A 15,373-nucleotide genomic window follows, 5' to 3' on the forward strand; every position below is an offset into this window, starting at 1 on the left:
TCCAGGGGCTCCTACGTCGTGGCCGGGGCCTGCGGCGCGGGGCGGACCACGCGGAATCCGACGTCGTCGATGCGGAACGTCGGATGGCTGCGGCGCCGTACGGAGGCGCGGCAGCTCCAGTGCTCGTCGGCCCAGCCGCCGCCGCGCAGCACCCGGTAGGTGCCGTACACCTCGGGGTCGTAGAGGTCCCAGCACCAGTCCCAGGTGTTGCCCAGCATGTCGTACAGGCCCCAGGCGTTGGGCGCTTTGCCGCCGACGGGGTGGACGCGTGCCTCCGAGTTGGCGCCGTACCAGGCGATGTCGTCGAGGGGTCCGTAGCGGGGTCCTGTGGTGCCCGCGCGGCAGGCGTGCTCCCACTCGGCCTCGGTCGGCAGGCGGTAGCCGTCGGCGGACTCGTCCCGCTCGGCGCGCTCGCCGTCCAGGCGGTGGGCGGGGGTGAGGCCCTCGCGGCGGGACAGGGCGTCGCAGAAGCGGACCGCGTCCCACCAGGACACGCCCTCGACGGGCAGCCGGTCGCCGCGGAAGGTGCCGGGCCGCTCGCCGGTCACGTCGGCGTACCACTCCTGGGTGACGGGGCAGGCCGACATCCGGAACGCGGCGACGTCGACCTGCCAACTGCGCTCGGTCCGCCGGTCGTTGAGCGTGACGCGGCCCGCCGGGACCGTGACCAGGGCGTCGGCCGCCCGGCCGGTCACGACGGGCCCGCTCGGCGCGGCCCCGGTCAACGGGGCGCCGGGTGCACGACCATCGCCGAGCCGCCGCCGCGCCGCGTCTTCTCGGCCGCCGCCAGCCACCGGCCGTCCGGCAGGCGCTGCACGCCCGTCGCGGCGCCGATCTCGGGGTTGGCGCGGAAGGAGTGCCCGATGGCCTCAAGGCCGGTCCGCACGGCGGCGGGGAGTCCGGGTTCGAGGTCGGTCTGGGCCGCGTTGCGCTGGCTGGCGCGCGGGGCGGCGATCGCGTCGACGAGGGGCAGTCCGCGGTCGACGAATCCGGTGAGCGTCTGCAGCACGGTGGTGATGATGGTGGCGCCGCCGGGCGAGCCGAGCGCCACGACGGGCTCGCCGTGCCGGTCCAGCACGATCGTCGGCGCGATCGAGGAGCGCGGGCGCTTGCCGGGGCCGGGCAGGTTCGGGTCGTGGACGGCCGGGTTGGCCGGGGCGAAGGAGAAGTCGGTCAGCTCGTTGTTGAGGATGAACCCGCGGCCGGGCACGGTGATGCCGCTGCCGCCGGTCTGCTCGATGGTGAGCGTGTAGGCGACGACGTTGCCCCACTTGTCGGCGGTCGTCAGGTGCGTGGTGCTGTCGCCCTCGTACGTCGTCGGGGCCGGCGTGCCGCCCGTGGCGCAGTCGGCGGGGTCGCGCGGGTCGCCGGGGGCGACGGGGCTGGTGAGGACCGCGTCGTCCTTGATGAGGCAGGCGCGGGAGTCGGCGTACCGCTGGGACAGGAGTTCCTTCGCCGGTACGTCCTCGAAGGCGGGGTCGCCGACCCAGCGGCCCCGGTCGGCGAACGCGATGCGGCTGGCCTCGATGAAGCGGTGCAGGTACCGCACGTCGCTCGCCTTGGACAGGTCGGTGTTCTCGAGGATGTTGAGGGCCTCGCCGACGGTGGTGCCGCCGGAGGAGGACGGCGCGATGGAGTACACGCCGAGGCCGCGGTACTCGGTCCTGGTGGGGGCCTGGACCTTGGCGCGGTAGGCGGCGAGGTCCCGCGCGGTCAGGTCGCCGGGGCGGGCGTTCCAGCCGGACGCGGGGTCGACGGGCGGTGCGTTGACGGTGTCGACGACGTCCTCGCCGATGCCGCCGCGGTAGAGGGCGCCGATGCCGTCGCGGCCCAGTTCGGCGTAGGTGCGGGCCAGGTCGGGGTTCTTGAACGTGGAGCCGACGACAGGCAGTTGGCCGCCCGGCAGGAACAGTTCGGCGGTGTCGGGGAAGTACCGGAACCGGGTCTCGTTGGCCGCGGTCTGCGCGCGGAAGGTCTCGTCCACGGTGAAGCCGTCGCGGGCGAGCCGCTCGGCGGGCCTCAGCACGCTGCCCAGCGACTTGCTGCCCCACTTGTCGAGGGCCTTCTGCCAGGTGGCGGGCGTGCCCGGGGTGCCGACGGAGAGGCCGCTGCTGACGGCCTCGGCGAACGGGACGGGCTTTCCGTTCTCCAGGAAGAGGTCGGATCCGGCGCTCAGGGGCGCGGTCTCGCGGCCGTCGATGGTCCGCACGGTGCGGGACTTGGCGTCGTAGTGGACGAAGTAGCCGCCTCCGCCGATGCCGGCCGAGTAGGGCTCGGTGACGCCGAGCGCGGCGGCCGTGGCGACGGCGGCGTCGACGGCGTTGCCGCCCTTCCTGAGGATCTCGATGCCCGCGGCGGAGGCGTCCGGGTCGACGCTGGAGACCGCGCCGCCGTAGCCGACGGCCACCGGTGTCTTGGTGGGCGTCGTGGCCGGGGCGCCGGGCGGTGCCGCGGCTCCCACCGAGACCATGGCGGCCGAGACCGCCAGGACCGACAGTTTCCGCGCGACAGGGCGACGCATCCGCACCTCCAGGGAACAGGCAGTCCGCGCAGCGTAGTTCACCCGCCGCCGGATCGTCAGGACCATCGGTCCCCCAAGTCGTGACCCGGGGCCGCCCCGGCCGGTCGCCCCACCCGGGTCGAACACGGGTTTGCCGGCGCCCGCTACCATGCGCGCCCATGAATGACGACGTGCGCAACATCGTGCTGGGCGTGGTGGCCGCGGGCATCAGCGCCGCCCTGGGCTGGATCGCCCGTACGTATCTGTGGAAGCGGAAGCTGCGCCGCAAGCAGGCGTTCTTCGGGCTGCCGGAGAACGCCGAGTCGCTGCTCGTCGTCAACCGCGATCCGGCGGCGGGCGAACCGGCCGTGCACCGCATCGACGTGTTCGCGCTGCTGGAGCTGTCCGCGCTCATCAAGGACTGCGGCGCGCACGTGCAGGTCCTCACGCAGGACACGCCCCACCAGGGCTTCGGTGAGCGCACGGAGTTCTGTCTGGGCGGCCCCGCCTCCAACCGGCGGATGACGGCGCACATGGCGGCCATGCTGCCGGGGGTGCGGGTCAACGTGGATCCCGAACCCGGCCCGGACCGGGGCGCGTTCCAGATCGGTTCGGAGCGCTACCGGATGGAGCCCGGTGTCACCGAGTACGTGCTGCTGGCCCGGCTCACCGCCGGTGACCGCCGGGAGACACGGCCGGTGTTCCTGTTCTGCGGGCAGCGGGCGGTCACCAACCAGGCGGCGACCCGTTATCTGGCCCGCAACCACGAGCGGCTGGCCCGCAAGTACGGCTCGGGTTCGTTCGTGCTGCTGCTGAAGGTCGTCAACTCGCAGGCGTACGGCCCGGACGTCGTCGAGCTCGTCGGGGACGTGACCCGCACGGCGCAGGCTCCCCTGCCGGCGGCGGCCAAGCCCGCTTCCCACCGGGCGTCCTGAGGACGGCCGTTGGGGCGGGTGCCGGTGGTGCGGACCGAGGGGAGCGGCTCCCGTCGCGCCGTTGGGCGACGGGAGGCCGCTCGGCCTCGGCGAGCCGGTCGGCCCCGGTCGTCGACACGGCCGCCCCGCTCTGCCTCGAGCACAACCCGTCCGGCGCGCAGCTGACCTTCTCCCCGCCGGCGAACGCCCCGTGGTTCGGGTCGCGTCCACCGCGCGAGCAGTGATCTCCGGCTGCCGCCGGGCGGGCCTGGCTCATGTGAACTGCTGCCCCCTTCGGTCGAGGGGCCGTGAGGGTACCCCCCACTCGGCAGCAGTGTCCCCGGTCCGGCCGCGGTGGTTCCGCGGCCTCGGTCGTCCCGCAGGCGGTGGACGGGACCGGTGGGACCGTCCCCACCCCCGCCGCCGTCTCCGGGACGAAGGACCCATCGTAGTCGAGGGGTGCCGGGGCGGTCCGGTCCCCCGGGCGAACCCGGCGCGCGGCGTCCGCACGCCGGTCAGTGCTTGAGGATCTTGGAGAGGAAGTCCTTGGCGCGGTCGCTGCTCGGGTTCGTGAAGAACTCGTCCGGGCTGCGGTCCTCGACGATCCGGCCGTCGGCCATGAAGACGACGCGGTTGGCGGCGGACCGGGCGAAGCCCATCTCGTGGGTGACGACGACCATGGTCATGCCCTCGCGGGCGAGTTGGCGCATCGCCTCCAGTACCTCGTTGATCATCTCGGGGTCGAGTGCCGAGGTGGGTTCGTCGAACAGCATCGCCTTGGGTTCCATGGCGAGCGCGCGGGCGATCGCCACGCGCTGCTGCTGTCCGCCGGACAGCTGGGCCGGGAACTTGTCCGCCTGGTCGGCGACTCCCACCCGGTCGAGGATCTCGCGGGAGCGGCGGTCGGCGTCCTCCTTCTTGCGCCCGCGGACCTTGATCTGTCCCAGGGACACGTTCTGCAGGACGGTCTTGTGGGCGAACAGGTTGAAGGACTGGAAGACCATGCCGACGTCGGCACGCAGCCGCGCCAGGGCCTTGCCCTCGTCGGGAAGCGGCTGTCCGTCCAGCAGGATCGTGCCGGACTCGACGCTCTCCAGCCGGTTGATCGCCCGGCACAGCGTCGACTTCCCCGACCCCGAGGGGCCGATGACCACGACCACTTCCCCCCTGCCGACGGTGAGGTCGATGTCCTGGAGGACATGCAGCTCTCCGAAGTGCTTGTTGACGTCACGCAGCTCGATCAGTGGATCGACGGCCATGCTCAGCCCTACTCACTCGTCGCCGTGTGGTGGTGGCCGCAACGTATCCAGGCAAGATCCACGTCGCGGTGCGACACGCACCTGTCGGCCATTAGCCGTATTTACGTCGCAGCCCGGGCCAGTGGTTCACGCCTCCGCGACCTCGGCGTAGAGCTGCGACAGTTCGGGGACGCCGCTGGCGGCCCACTCGTGCCCGTAGTCCACGACGTCGAACTCGCGGCCGGAGGCGAGCCGTACGACGGGCTGGCCGTCGGAGCGGATCTCCCAGGCGGCGCCGGGCACGGTACGGACGATCACCGTGCCCAGGTACAGTCCGGCGTCGTTGCCGAGCCAGGACAGCACCTCCTCGTCGTCCCGCCAGCGCGGGACCAGTTGGTCGAGCGCCTCCAGCGAGGCGGCCGAGTCGTCGAGCAGGACGCTCTCCCGGGACGCCAGGGAACGCAGCAGTTCACACTCGGCGAGGAGCTCGGCGATGCCCGCGGGGTCGGGGACCCCGGGCTTGGCGCGCCGGCCCAGGAAAGGGATGTTCATACCTCCAGCGTGTCATTCGTACCGGCGAACGCACCACAGGCGCGCGGCGGTCGCTTCCCGGCGCCCGGTCGACGCCACGGTGACGCGGAGGTGGACGCCGGACGGTTTCCGGGCCACTTCGGGACGACTTCTCGCATGGTGCGTTGACGGGTCACACGGGTCTCTCTAGCTTCACGGTGCGGCGTTCGTCGCGTCGTGGCGTGCCGCACCGGGCGGCGGGAACGGGAGGAGCGGCCGTGCGCCGAGGTCTGTGGAGTTCCGCGGTCGTCCTCGCCCTGCTGTCGGTGCTCGTGCCGGGGGCCGCCGCGCAGGCCGCGTCGTCGGAAAGACGGGGGCCGCTCCCGCTGGAGCGGCTGTTCGACAACACGGCCGTCAGTGACGACGCCCGGCCGGACGGGGCGGACTTCGACGGCTTCGGTGCCTCCCTGTCGGCGCGGGACCTGGCGGCGGCGGGCTGGACCCCGGGCCGCGTCCTCGACGTGCAGGGCGCCCGGCTGACCTGGCCGCGCCGGCAGGCGGGCGAGGCGGACAACGTGCGGGCGGCGGGGCAGGAGGTCCGCGTCTCGGGGCGCGGTGACGCGCTCGCCTTCCTCGTCGCGGGCACGGCGGGCGGTGACGTGTCAGGTTCCGGCACGGTCGCGTACGCGGACGGCGGCCGCTCCTCGTACCTGCTGACCGCGCCCGACTGGCGGACCGGCCCGCTGGCGACGAAGGCGGTGGCGCTGCCGCACGTGAACACGCCGGACGGCCAACTCGCCGAGCGGGCGCGGCTGTACGTGGTGACGGTGCCGCTGGCGCCGGGGCGGCAGGTCGCCTCGGTACGGCTGCCCGACGCGCCCGCGCTGCACGTGTTCGCGCTGTCGGTGCGGGGCGACTCGGCGGGCTGGACGGGCAGTTGGGCGGCGTCGACGGGCGGCTACCAGGCCGTGGGGCCGTGGACGGACCGGACGCTGCGGCTGGTGGTACACACCTCGGCGGGCGGCCCGCGGGTGCGGGTGCGGTTCGACAACACCTTCGCCGGGGCGCCGGTGCGGATCGGCAGCGCGACGGTGGCCGTGCAGGAGACGGGTGCCGTGCCGCGCCGGGCGCCGGTGCCGATGACCTTCGGGGGCGCGGCCGGCGTGGAGATCCCGGCCGGGGCGCAGGCGTACAGCGATCCCCTCGACTTCGTCGTGCCCGCCGACGCGAATCTGCTGGTGAGCTTCCATCTGCCGGGGCCGGTGCCGGCGGCGCCCGTGCACCGGCTCGCGTTCCAGCGGTCGTACCTGAGCGTGCCGGGCGACCACGCGGCGGACGGCTCGGCGGCGCCGTTCACGTCGGTGCTGACGAGCTGGCCGCTGCTGACCGGTGTGGACGTGGGCGGCGGGCCGGGGTCGGTGGTGGCGCTGGGCGACTCGATCACCGACGGCGACCGGTCCACGACGGACGCCAACCGGCGCTGGCCGAACGTGCTCGCCACCCGGCTGCTCGGCCGGCACGACGTGCCGCGCTACGGCGTGCTCAACCAGGGCATCTCCGGCAACCGCGTGGTCAGTGACCGCTATCCCGGCGACGGGGTGTCCACGGACACCGCCGGGGTGAGCGCCCTGAACCGGCTGGACCGGGACGTGTTCGCGCAGACGTCGGCCCGTACGGTCGTCGTCTTCGAGGGGATCAACGACCTGCGCTGGGGCGCGTCCGCGCGGGACGTGATCGCGGGCCTCTCCCGGATCGCGGACCGGGCGCACGCGCGGGGTCTGCGGGTGCTGGCGGCGACGATCGTGCCGTGCGAGGGCGAGGCCCGCTGCACCGCGGCCGTGGACGCCGAGCGGGCCGTCGTGAACGCGTGGATCCGGGACACGGACGCGTACGACGGCGTGCTCGACTTCGACGCGGTGCTGCGGGACCCGGAGCACCCGGCGCGGATCCTCCCGGCGTACGACAGCGGGGACCACCTGCACCCGAGCGACGCGGGCCTCGCCGCGCTGGCCGAGTCGGTGAACCTGCGGCTGCTGACGGGCTGACCGGGGCCGGGGGCCCGGCGCCGGGGGGGCGGAGGCCGGGGGCCCGAGGGCAGGAAGCCGAGGGTCGGGGCACGGGGCCGGAGGGCCGGGAGCCCGAGGCCGGGAGCCCGAGTTGCGGAGGGCCGAGGTCCGGAGGGCCGAGGACAGGGAGCCGAGGGCCGCCGGGCCCGGGAGCCGGAGGGCCGGAGGGCCGGGGGCGGGGGTCGGAGGGCCGGGGCCCGGGGCTACACGTCGAGGTCGACGACGACCGGGGCGTGGTCCGAGGCGCCCTTGCCCTTGCGCTCCTCGCGGTCCACGTAGGCGTCCTTGACGGCCTTCGCGAAGGGCTGGTTGCCGTACACGAGGTCGATGCGCATGCCGCGGTTCTTCGGGAAGCAGAGCTGGCGGTAGTCCCAGTACGTGAACGGGTGCTCGTACTTCAGGGGGCGCGGGACGACGTCGGACAGGCCCGCCTCGCGCAGGGAGGTGAGGGCGGCGCGCTCGGCCGGGGTGACGTGGGTGGCGCCGGCGAAGGCCGCCACGTCGAAGACGTCGTCGTCGGTCGGCGCGACGTTGTAGTCGCCGAGGACGGCGAAGGGGCGGCTGCCGGTCGCGTCACCGGCGACGGCGGCGCGCAGCGCCTCGAACCACTGGAGCTTGTACGCGTAGTGCGGGTGGTCCACCTCGCGGCCGTTGGGCACGTAGACCGACCAGACGCGGACCGGGCCGCAGGTCGCGGAGATGGCGCGGGGCTCCACGGAGCCCTCGTAGCCGGGGTCGCCGGGCAGGCCCTTGACGACGTCCTCGATGCCGACGCGGGAGAGCACCGCCACGCCGTTCCACCGGCCGGTGGCGTGCACCGCCGCCTCGTAGCCCAGCTCGCGCAGCTGCTCGAAGGGGAACTGGGCCTCGGCGACCTTGGCCTCCTGGAGGCAGAGCACGTCCGTGCCGCTGCTCTCCAGCCAGGCCAGGAGCCTCGGCAGGCGGGCGGTGATCGAGTTCACGTTCCAGGTCGCGATGCGCATGCCCCACAAACTACCGGGCGGGGCTGACATCCCGGTCCGGGCCCGCTCCCTGGGCGGTAATGCCCCCTTGTGCGGTTATACGTCCGTCGTGGTGCCGGGCGTGAGGCGGGCGTGGTCGGCGCCGCCGAGGGCGCCCAGGTGGCGGTCGTAGATCGGGCGGGCGAGGTCGGTCAGGAGGGCGTCGTGGATGTCGTGGACGCGCTGCGGGCGGACCTCGCGGACGTAGTCGATGACCTCGGCGATCTTGTTCCAGGGCGCGTGCACCGGGGCGAGCAGCGTCTCGACCGAGTGGTCCGGGACGGTGAGGGCGTCGCCGGGGTGGAACACCTTGCCGCCGTCGATCAGGTAGCCGACGTTGGTGACGCGCGGCAGGTCGGGGTGGATCACGGCGTGCAGTTCGCCGTGCACCTGGACGTCGAATCCGGCGGCGGTGAAGGTGTCGCCGTGGCCGACGGTGTGGACCCGGCCGGGGAACGCGGAGGAGATCTTGTCCGCGACGGCCCTGAGCGTCCAGATCCGCGCGGCCGGGTTGTTCTCCATGGCGGCACGCAGCCGGAACTCGTCGAAGTGGTCGGGGTGCTCGTGGGTGACGAGGATCGCGTCCGCGCCGAGCGCGGCGTCCTCCTCGCTGAATCCCCCGGGGTCCAGGACGAGCGTCTGCCCGTCCTTGTCGAGGCGGACGCAGGCGTGCGACTTCTTCGTGAGCTTCATGGTCATGGGTCCCATATTGGCGCGCCGCGGCTGCTTCACGGTTCCCTTCCCGGCGCGCCGCGGCGGGGTGTGCGGCTCAGTCCTGCGGGGTGGTCTCCTCGCGGATGACCTGCTGGGCGACCTTGAAGGCACTGTTGGCCGCCGGTACGCCGCAGTAGACGGCCGCCTGGAGCAGCACTTCCTTGATCTCGTTCGGGGTGAGGCCGTTGCGCAGGGCGGCCCTGACGTGGAAGGCGAGTTCGTCCAGGTGCCCGCCGGCGACGAGGGCGGTGAGGGTGACGCAGCTGCGGGAGCGGCGGTCCAGGCCGGGCCGGTCCCAGATCTCTCCCCAGGCGTAGCGGGTGATGAACTCCTGGAAGTCGCCGGAGAACTCGTCGGCCTGCTCCAGGGCCCGGTCGACGTGGGCGTCGCCGAGGACCTCGCGGCGGACCTTGAGCCCGGTGTCGTAGGGGTCGGGGCGGCCCTGCTGCGGCAGGGCGACGGCCGGGGCGATCTCGGCGATCGGCGACTGCTGCGGGGGCGCGGCGGCCAGTACGGGCTTGACGGGCGCCGCGCTGATGGCGATCTGGCCGGTGCCGTGGTCGTGGACGGGCTGCCAGGCGGTGGAGAAGTGCCGCACCAGCAGGTCGGTGACGGCGGCCGGCTGCTCGACCGGGACGAGGTGGGAGGCGCCGGGCACGACGGCGAGCCGCGCGTCGGGGATGCCGGCGACCAGGGTGCGTGCCTCGGCGGGGCCGGTGACCTGGTCCTCGGAGCCGACCAGGACGAGCGTGGGGACGCCGACCCGGCCGAGCTCGGACCGCACGTCGAAGGTGGCGAGCGCCTCGCACGCGGCGATGTAGCAGCCCGGGTCGGTGGTGCGGACCATCTGCACGGCCCACTCGGTGATCGCGGGCTGCGCTGCGGCGAACCCGCTCGTGAACCAGCGGTCCGGGGAGGTGCGGGCGATCGGGTCGAGGCCGTTGGTCCGCACGATCACGCCGCGCTGACGGAACTCGTCGGCGGTGCCGAAGCGGGGCGAGGCGGCGATCAGCGCGAGCGAGGCGAGCCGCTCGGGGTGCCGCAGCGCCAGCTCGACGCCGACGGCTCCGCCGAGCGCGCAGCCCGCGTAGCCGAACCGCGTGACGCCGAGCCCGTCGAGCGTGGCGAGCAGCCGGGCGGTGAGGTCGGTGACGGCGCCCGCCGGGTACGCGGGCGCGCCGCCGTGGCCGGGCAGGTCGAACCGGAAGACGCGCCACTGCTTGGTCAGCTCGGGGACCTGGCGGTCCCACATGTGCCATGTGGTACCGAGGGACGGTCCCAAGATCAGCACGGGGAGGTGTTCTGGCCCGTCAAAGCGGTACTGCAGCGTTTGAATCTTGGCTTCGGTCACGGGTTCACACCTTCGTCTGTCACGATCTGTCACACGCCCCCTGCGAGATCGTACAGACGGACCCTGCGAAGGCCGCTTGCCTCCCTTGTCCCGCAGGCCCGCGGTGCCCGTCGCCCGCCGCCGGTGCCGTGTCGCTCACGCGCGGGTCCACTTCTGGTTGGCCTGGCCGTTGCACCACGCCAGAGAGACGACCGGTCATGGCAACACCCTCTGGGCGGGCGGGATTTGGCGCGCCATTCGCCGGGCGCCCGTCCGTCGACGACGGTGCGGAGTCAGGCGCTGGCCCGGACGGTCAGGCGGGTGGGGAGGACCAGCGGGGTGGGGTCCTGCCCGTTGACGAGCGCGACGAGCATGCGCGCCATCTCCCGTCCGAGAGCCTCCACGGGCTGATGGACGGTGGTGAGCGGCGGGTCGGCGATCCGGGCGACCGTCAGGTCGTCGAAGCCGACCACGGCGACGTCGCCGGGGACCTGCCGGCCGGCCTCCCGCACGACGCGCAGCGCTCCCGCCGCCATGTTGTCGTTGGCGGCGAACACTCCGTCCACGTCGGGGTGTTCCGCCAGCAGCGCGGTCATGGCGGCGGCTCCGCTCGGCTCGGTGAAGTCCCCCTCCAGCGGCGGGAACGGATCGAGACCGGCACCCAGCATGGCGTCCCGGTAGCCGCGGTACCGGGCGCGCCCGGCCTCGGTGTCCAGGCGCCCGCAGATCACGGCCACGCGCCTGCGGCCGAGTGAGACCAGATGCTCGGTCGCCTCGCGCGCCCCGCCGACGTTGTCCACGTCGACGTACCACCGGGGAGCGGGACCGACCGGGCGCCCGCCGAACACGACGGGCATCTGCGCCTCCTCGGCCATCCGGGTCAGCGGATCGTCCTCGCGCAGCGCCATCAGCATCACACCGTCCGCGCCCCTGGACCGCAGGAGTTCCGCGACCCGCTTGCGGCCCCGGTCGGAAGCGGCCAGGCACAGCATGAGATGCAGGTCCGCCTCGTCCAGGGCGGCCGACGCCCCCACGATCACCCGGGCGAAGAACGGATCGGCGAAGATCGAAGGATCCTCCCCCGAGACGACCAGGGCGGCGGCCCCCGTCTGACGGGTGGCCAGGGCGCGAGCGGTCGGATTGGGTACGTAACCGAGTTGCCGCACGGCCCGTTCGACAGCCTCACGCTTGGCACGGCTGACATGCGGGGCGTTGTTCAGGGCGCGGGAGGCCACGGAGCGGGAGACACCGGCGCGTTCGGCCACCTCGTCGAGCGTCGGATGCCGACGCGGGGCTGCTTCTGCCACGGCTCGTGAGTCTTTCACAGGCGCGGAGCGCACGGGAACACAAAGCTGGGAGCGCTTCCAGTATGAGCGGCCGTCAGGACCTGCCTCCCCAGTGAAATCCGAATGCCGCGAAGGCTATTGACACCTCAACCACTCGCCCACACCATTGGGACCGCTTCCAGTGGGAGCGCTCCCAAGCACGCCTCCTCCGAAACCGAGGTACTGTCTTGAGCCGCAGACTCCGCACCCTGATGGCAGCGCTCTGTGCCCTGCCGCTGGCGTTCGCCGCCGCACCGTCCGCCCACGCGGCCGACCCCACCACGATGACCAACGGGTTCTACGTGGACCCCGACTCGAGCGCGAAGCGGTGGGTGGCCGCGAACCCTGGCGACGGCCGGGCCGCCGCGATCAACGCCTCCATCGCCAACACACCGATGGCCCGCTGGTTCGGCTCCTGGAGCGGCACCATCGGCACCGCGACCGGCGCCTACGTCGGAGCCGCGGACCACCGGGACAAACTGCCCGTCCTCGTGGCCTACAACATCTACCACCGTGACTACTGCGGCGGGCACTCCGCCGGCGGCGCCGCCTCGCCGTCCGCCTACGCCGGCTGGATCGCTCAGTTCGCCGGAGGCATCGGGTCCCGACCGGCCGTCGTCGTCCTCGAACCGGACTCCCTCGGAGACTACGGCTGCATGACCCAGGCCCAGATCGACGAACGCGAGGCCATGCTCACCGGTGCCGTCGCCGAGTTCAACCGCCAAGCCCCCAACACCTGGGTCTACATGGACGCCGGCAACCCGCGCTGGGCCGACGCGGCGACCATGGCCCGGCGTCTCCACGAAGCCGGCCTCCGGGGGGCCCACGGCTTCTCGCTCAACGTCTCCAACTACATCACCACCGCCGAGAACACCGCCTACGGCAACGCCGTCAACAACGAACTGGCCGCCCGCTACGGCTACACCAAGCCGTTCGTCGTGGACACCAGCCGCAACGGCAACGGCTCCAACGGCCAGTGGTGCAACCCCTCCGGCCGCCGCATCGGCACGCCCACCCAGAAGGGCGGAGGCGCCGAGATGCTCCTGTGGATCAAGACGCCGGGCGAGTCCGACGGCGACTGCGGTGTCGGAACCGGCTCCACGGCCGGCCAGTTCCTCCCCGAGGTCGCCTACAAGATGGTCTACGGCTACTGATCCAGAATTCCCGCCGGTGCGGCCCCGTCCGGCACGGGGAAGCCGCCTGAACGGAGCTGCCGCCGTGAGCGCACCGGCAGCCGGGTCCCCCGGCGTCAGCGCGTCCCCCGCAACAGGAATCGTGACATTGTCATGACCGAGCAACTTCCTTGCACGAACGGCCAGTTGTGGTCACTGACTGGATAGCGTTCCCCTGGAACACAGGCAGAACAACAGGGGGACTTGTGAGAACACATCGCGCGGGACGGTTCGGCACCGTCGGCGTACTGGTCGCGGCGACTCTGGGCGCATCAGTCGTCTTCACCCCGTCATCGGCATCCGCCGCTCCCGACTGGGTGTGTCACGGCGAGGGAGTCAAGCGCTGCGCCCTGGTCTGGTGGGATCAGACCAACGACACCTACCGGGCGCGAGCGAAGATCACCGACGTCGCCGGTGGCCGGAGCTTCCAGGTGAAGGTGACCGACGTCAAGTTGCGGCGGAGTGACGGCCGAGGGGGCTGGGTCACGCTGCGCACATCGGACGACTACGACGGTTGGCACGGCACCGAGGACACGGCCCGCACCTCCGCCGTCGATCCGTGCAACTGGCCGACATCGAGTTTCAGCGTGGTCGCGAAGTTCAACTGGAGGGGTGCGGCCACCGGCGGGGAGACCTGGAGTCCGGCCACGTCCTGGACGTTCTACTGCTGACACCCTGAAGGGCCGGGCCCCGGGCGGGCAGCCTGGCCACCATCGGCGGCACGGGAACCGGCCTGACCAGGTCGAAGACCTCTCGTACCGCCCGTCGCCCCGCCAGGAGCGCCGGAAGCCCCGCCGGGGCGGAGGAACCACATGGGTCCCCTGCCCCGGCGGGGCTCGGTCGGCCGGGCGGCGGGTTGCCGTCGCCCGGCCGAGGGCGGTGCCGTGTGCGGTACTTACCGGCTCAGCCGAAGTTCACGTCGCTGCACCACATGTAGGTCTGGTCGAGGTGCGAGGCCTGCCAGATCACGAACACGATGTGGTGTCCGGTGTAGCCGGAGGTCTGGACGGGGAACGTGATGTTCTGCGCCGGGGCGAAGCGGCCGGTCTGCGTGATGAAGTCGAGGTTGCCCCAGCCCAGGGACTGGGTCTTGGGGTCGAAGCCCTGCTTGCTCACGTAGACCCTGAAGAAGTCGGCACCGTGGGACGCCTGGTCGTACAGCTGGACCGAGAAGTTGTTGCCGATCGTGGTGGTCTTCCACGCCCCCGGCTTGTTCAGACTGGCGTTCCGGGAGAGGTTGTTGCTGCAGAGCGTCCCGTCGGGGGTCTTCGCCTGGAACTGGCCGCCGAGGCCGTCGCGGAGCGCGCTCATCCAGTTCCACATGGTGTCGGGGTTGGCCTGCCAGGCCTGCCAGCACATGGGGTCCTGGGTCTGCATGACCGGGTTCGTGTGGTTGCTGCCCCAGGTCTTCCAGCACTGGTACGCGCGGGTGGCGGGGCCGACGACGGTGCCGTGGGCCTGGGCGGGGGTCGACCAGGTCAGCGCGCCGACCACCATGGCGAACAGCATGACGAGCACCTGGAGAGGCCGACGGAGCGGTGACCGCGAACGGCCGGTTAACAGGCTTGGGTTACGCATGTGGGGGGAACTCCTTCCAGTGACGAGGCTGTTATGGGAGCGCTCCCAACGGTAGGACTTCTGAATGAAATGTCAATGAAACGAACCGAGTTGGTTGCTCGCGGAGCCGTTCGGCGTTGGCCGACAGGGCAGTTCCGGACAGCTCACGCCAAGCGGATCGGTCCACCGTCACTCCCCCGAGATGAGGTCTCATGAACCGAAACCGAGTTGCCGTCGGCGCGGTCGCCGTGGCCCTGTTCACCGCCGGCCTCGCCGTCGGCCCGGCAGCCGCCTCCACCTCCGCCGCCACCGGGGCGAAGGCCCGGGTCGGAGCCGACTGGGCGACTCAGTCGATCCTCTTCACCGCCGCCGCGGGGCAGACCAACGACCTCAGCGTCTTCTCCATGTACACCAGCGACGGGATCCGGCGGATCGGCTTCAGGGACGTGGTCCCGCTCGAACCGGGCGACCACTGTGCGTACTCCAGGGCCGAGGACACCACCTCCGTCGTCTGCGAACTGCCCGCCGACAGCGCCCGGCCCGACAGGATCGACGTCGTCCTCGGCGACGGCGACGACACGATCGCCGCGTTCGACCCCGGGATCGGCACCGTCAGCGGCGGATCCGGCGACGACGAACTGCACGCCCACACCGCACGCGCGGTGCTGGGCGGCGCGGGGAACGACATGGTCATGGGTCCCGCCGCCCTGCACGGCGGCGACGGCATGGACCACCTGATGGGTGACGGCGGCCATCAGCAGATGTGGGGCGGCCGGGGCGACGACATGATCGAGGGCTACGGCGGTGACGACACCGTGCACGGCGGCCCCGGCGACGACCACGCCATGGGCGGGGACGGCCGCGACGTCGTCCTCGGCGGTCCCGGTGACGACACGCTGGACGGCGAGGGCGGCGACGACTTCGTCTGCGGCGGCACCGGAGAGGACGTCGTCGAAGGCGGGGACGGCCACGACATGGTCCACCCGTAGACGCGCCTGCGTACCGGAGGCCCGGCCCGCGGCGCGAACGGCGCCGCGGGCGCCGGG

Annotated in this window: 14 protein-coding genes; 5 read left to right on the forward strand and 9 right to left on the reverse strand. The window is 72.6% G+C overall.

The annotated features are described in order from the left end of the window. Nucleotides 1-11: 11 nt before the first annotated feature. Nucleotides 12-671, reverse strand: a complete 660-nt coding sequence (locus tag ACZ7D7_RS18490) for a formylglycine-generating enzyme family protein (protein ID WP_470825840.1) — start codon at nucleotides 669-671, stop codon at nucleotides 12-14. 50 nt (nucleotides 672-721) lie between these two features. After that, complete coding sequence (gene ggt, locus ACZ7D7_RS18495; RefSeq protein WP_470825496.1) at nucleotides 722-2,521, reverse strand: gamma-glutamyltransferase; 1,800 nt, start codon at nucleotides 2,519-2,521, stop codon at nucleotides 722-724. Nucleotides 2,522-2,679: 158 nt separating this feature from the next. On the opposite strand from ggt, the gene ACZ7D7_RS18500 reads away from it, so the two are divergent. After that, nucleotides 2,680-3,435 carry a hypothetical protein gene (locus tag ACZ7D7_RS18500; RefSeq protein ID WP_470825498.1) on the forward strand — a complete coding sequence of 252 codons (756 nt, stop codon included), beginning with the start codon at nucleotides 2,680-2,682 and terminating at the stop codon, nucleotides 3,433-3,435. A gap of 494 nt (nucleotides 3,436-3,929) precedes the next feature. On the opposite strand, the gene ACZ7D7_RS18505 is transcribed toward ACZ7D7_RS18500, so the two are convergent. Beyond that, a complete protein-coding gene (locus ACZ7D7_RS18505) occupies nucleotides 3,930-4,673 on the reverse strand; it encodes an amino acid ABC transporter ATP-binding protein (protein WP_470825499.1) in 744 nt (247 codons plus the stop codon). A gap of 126 nt (nucleotides 4,674-4,799) precedes the next feature. Next, the gene (locus ACZ7D7_RS18510) at nucleotides 4,800-5,204 is read right to left on the reverse strand and encodes a DUF6278 family protein (protein ID WP_470825501.1); all 405 of its coding nucleotides are present in this window, start codon (nucleotides 5,202-5,204) and stop codon (nucleotides 4,800-4,802) included. Between the two features lie 236 nt (nucleotides 5,205-5,440). Between ACZ7D7_RS18510 and ACZ7D7_RS18515 the strand changes: the two genes are divergently transcribed. After that, nucleotides 5,441-7,207, forward strand: coding sequence for an SGNH/GDSL hydrolase family protein (locus ACZ7D7_RS18515; protein WP_470825503.1), 1,767 nt, complete (start codon nucleotides 5,441-5,443; stop codon nucleotides 7,205-7,207). A gap of 224 nt (nucleotides 7,208-7,431) precedes the next feature. Here the strand turns inward: ACZ7D7_RS18515 and ACZ7D7_RS18520 are convergent, their stop codons facing one another. The 4 genes from ACZ7D7_RS18520 to ACZ7D7_RS18535 all read right to left on the reverse strand — a co-directional run bounded on the left by ACZ7D7_RS18520 (nucleotide 7,432) and on the right by ACZ7D7_RS18535 (nucleotide 11,580). After that, the gene (locus ACZ7D7_RS18520) at nucleotides 7,432-8,211 is read right to left on the reverse strand and encodes an exodeoxyribonuclease III (protein ID WP_470825504.1); all 780 of its coding nucleotides are present in this window, start codon (nucleotides 8,209-8,211) and stop codon (nucleotides 7,432-7,434) included. Nucleotides 8,212-8,286: 75 nt separating this feature from the next. Further along, nucleotides 8,287-8,922, reverse strand: a complete 636-nt coding sequence (locus ACZ7D7_RS18525) for an MBL fold metallo-hydrolase (protein ID WP_470825841.1) — start codon at nucleotides 8,920-8,922, stop codon at nucleotides 8,287-8,289. Nucleotides 8,923-8,998: 76 nt separating this feature from the next. Further along, nucleotides 8,999-10,279, reverse strand: a complete 1,281-nt coding sequence (gene pcaDC / locus ACZ7D7_RS18530) for a bifunctional 3-oxoadipate enol-lactonase/4-carboxymuconolactone decarboxylase PcaDC (RefSeq protein ID WP_470825842.1) — start codon at nucleotides 10,277-10,279, stop codon at nucleotides 8,999-9,001. A 287-nt stretch (nucleotides 10,280-10,566) separates the two neighbouring features. Further along, a complete protein-coding gene (locus ACZ7D7_RS18535) occupies nucleotides 10,567-11,580 on the reverse strand; it encodes a LacI family DNA-binding transcriptional regulator (protein WP_470825505.1) in 1,014 nt (337 codons plus the stop codon). 206 nt (nucleotides 11,581-11,786) lie between these two features. Between ACZ7D7_RS18535 and ACZ7D7_RS18540 the strand changes: the two genes are divergently transcribed. Then, on the forward strand, nucleotides 11,787-12,752 hold the full coding sequence (locus ACZ7D7_RS18540) for a glycoside hydrolase family 6 protein (protein ID WP_470825506.1): 966 nt from the start codon (nucleotides 11,787-11,789) through the stop codon (nucleotides 12,750-12,752). Nucleotides 12,753-12,976: 224 nt separating this feature from the next. Next, nucleotides 12,977-13,441 (forward strand): hypothetical protein, encoded by a 465-nt coding sequence (locus ACZ7D7_RS18545; RefSeq protein WP_470825507.1) that lies wholly within the window; start codon nucleotides 12,977-12,979, stop codon nucleotides 13,439-13,441. A 232-nt stretch (nucleotides 13,442-13,673) separates the two neighbouring features. Here ACZ7D7_RS18545 and ACZ7D7_RS18550 read toward each other — a convergent pair whose 3' ends face one another. Then, the gene (locus ACZ7D7_RS18550; protein ID WP_470825509.1) at nucleotides 13,674-14,348 is read right to left on the reverse strand and encodes a lytic polysaccharide monooxygenase auxiliary activity family 9 protein; all 675 of its coding nucleotides are present in this window, start codon (nucleotides 14,346-14,348) and stop codon (nucleotides 13,674-13,676) included. 191 nt (nucleotides 14,349-14,539) lie between these two features. Between ACZ7D7_RS18550 and ACZ7D7_RS18555 the strand changes: the two genes are divergently transcribed. Next, nucleotides 14,540-15,316 (forward strand): calcium-binding protein, encoded by a 777-nt coding sequence (locus tag ACZ7D7_RS18555; protein ID WP_470825510.1) that lies wholly within the window; start codon nucleotides 14,540-14,542, stop codon nucleotides 15,314-15,316. Nucleotides 15,317-15,373 lie beyond the last annotated feature (57 nt).

This window comes from Streptomyces sp. NPDC037054, from assembly GCF_055606745.1.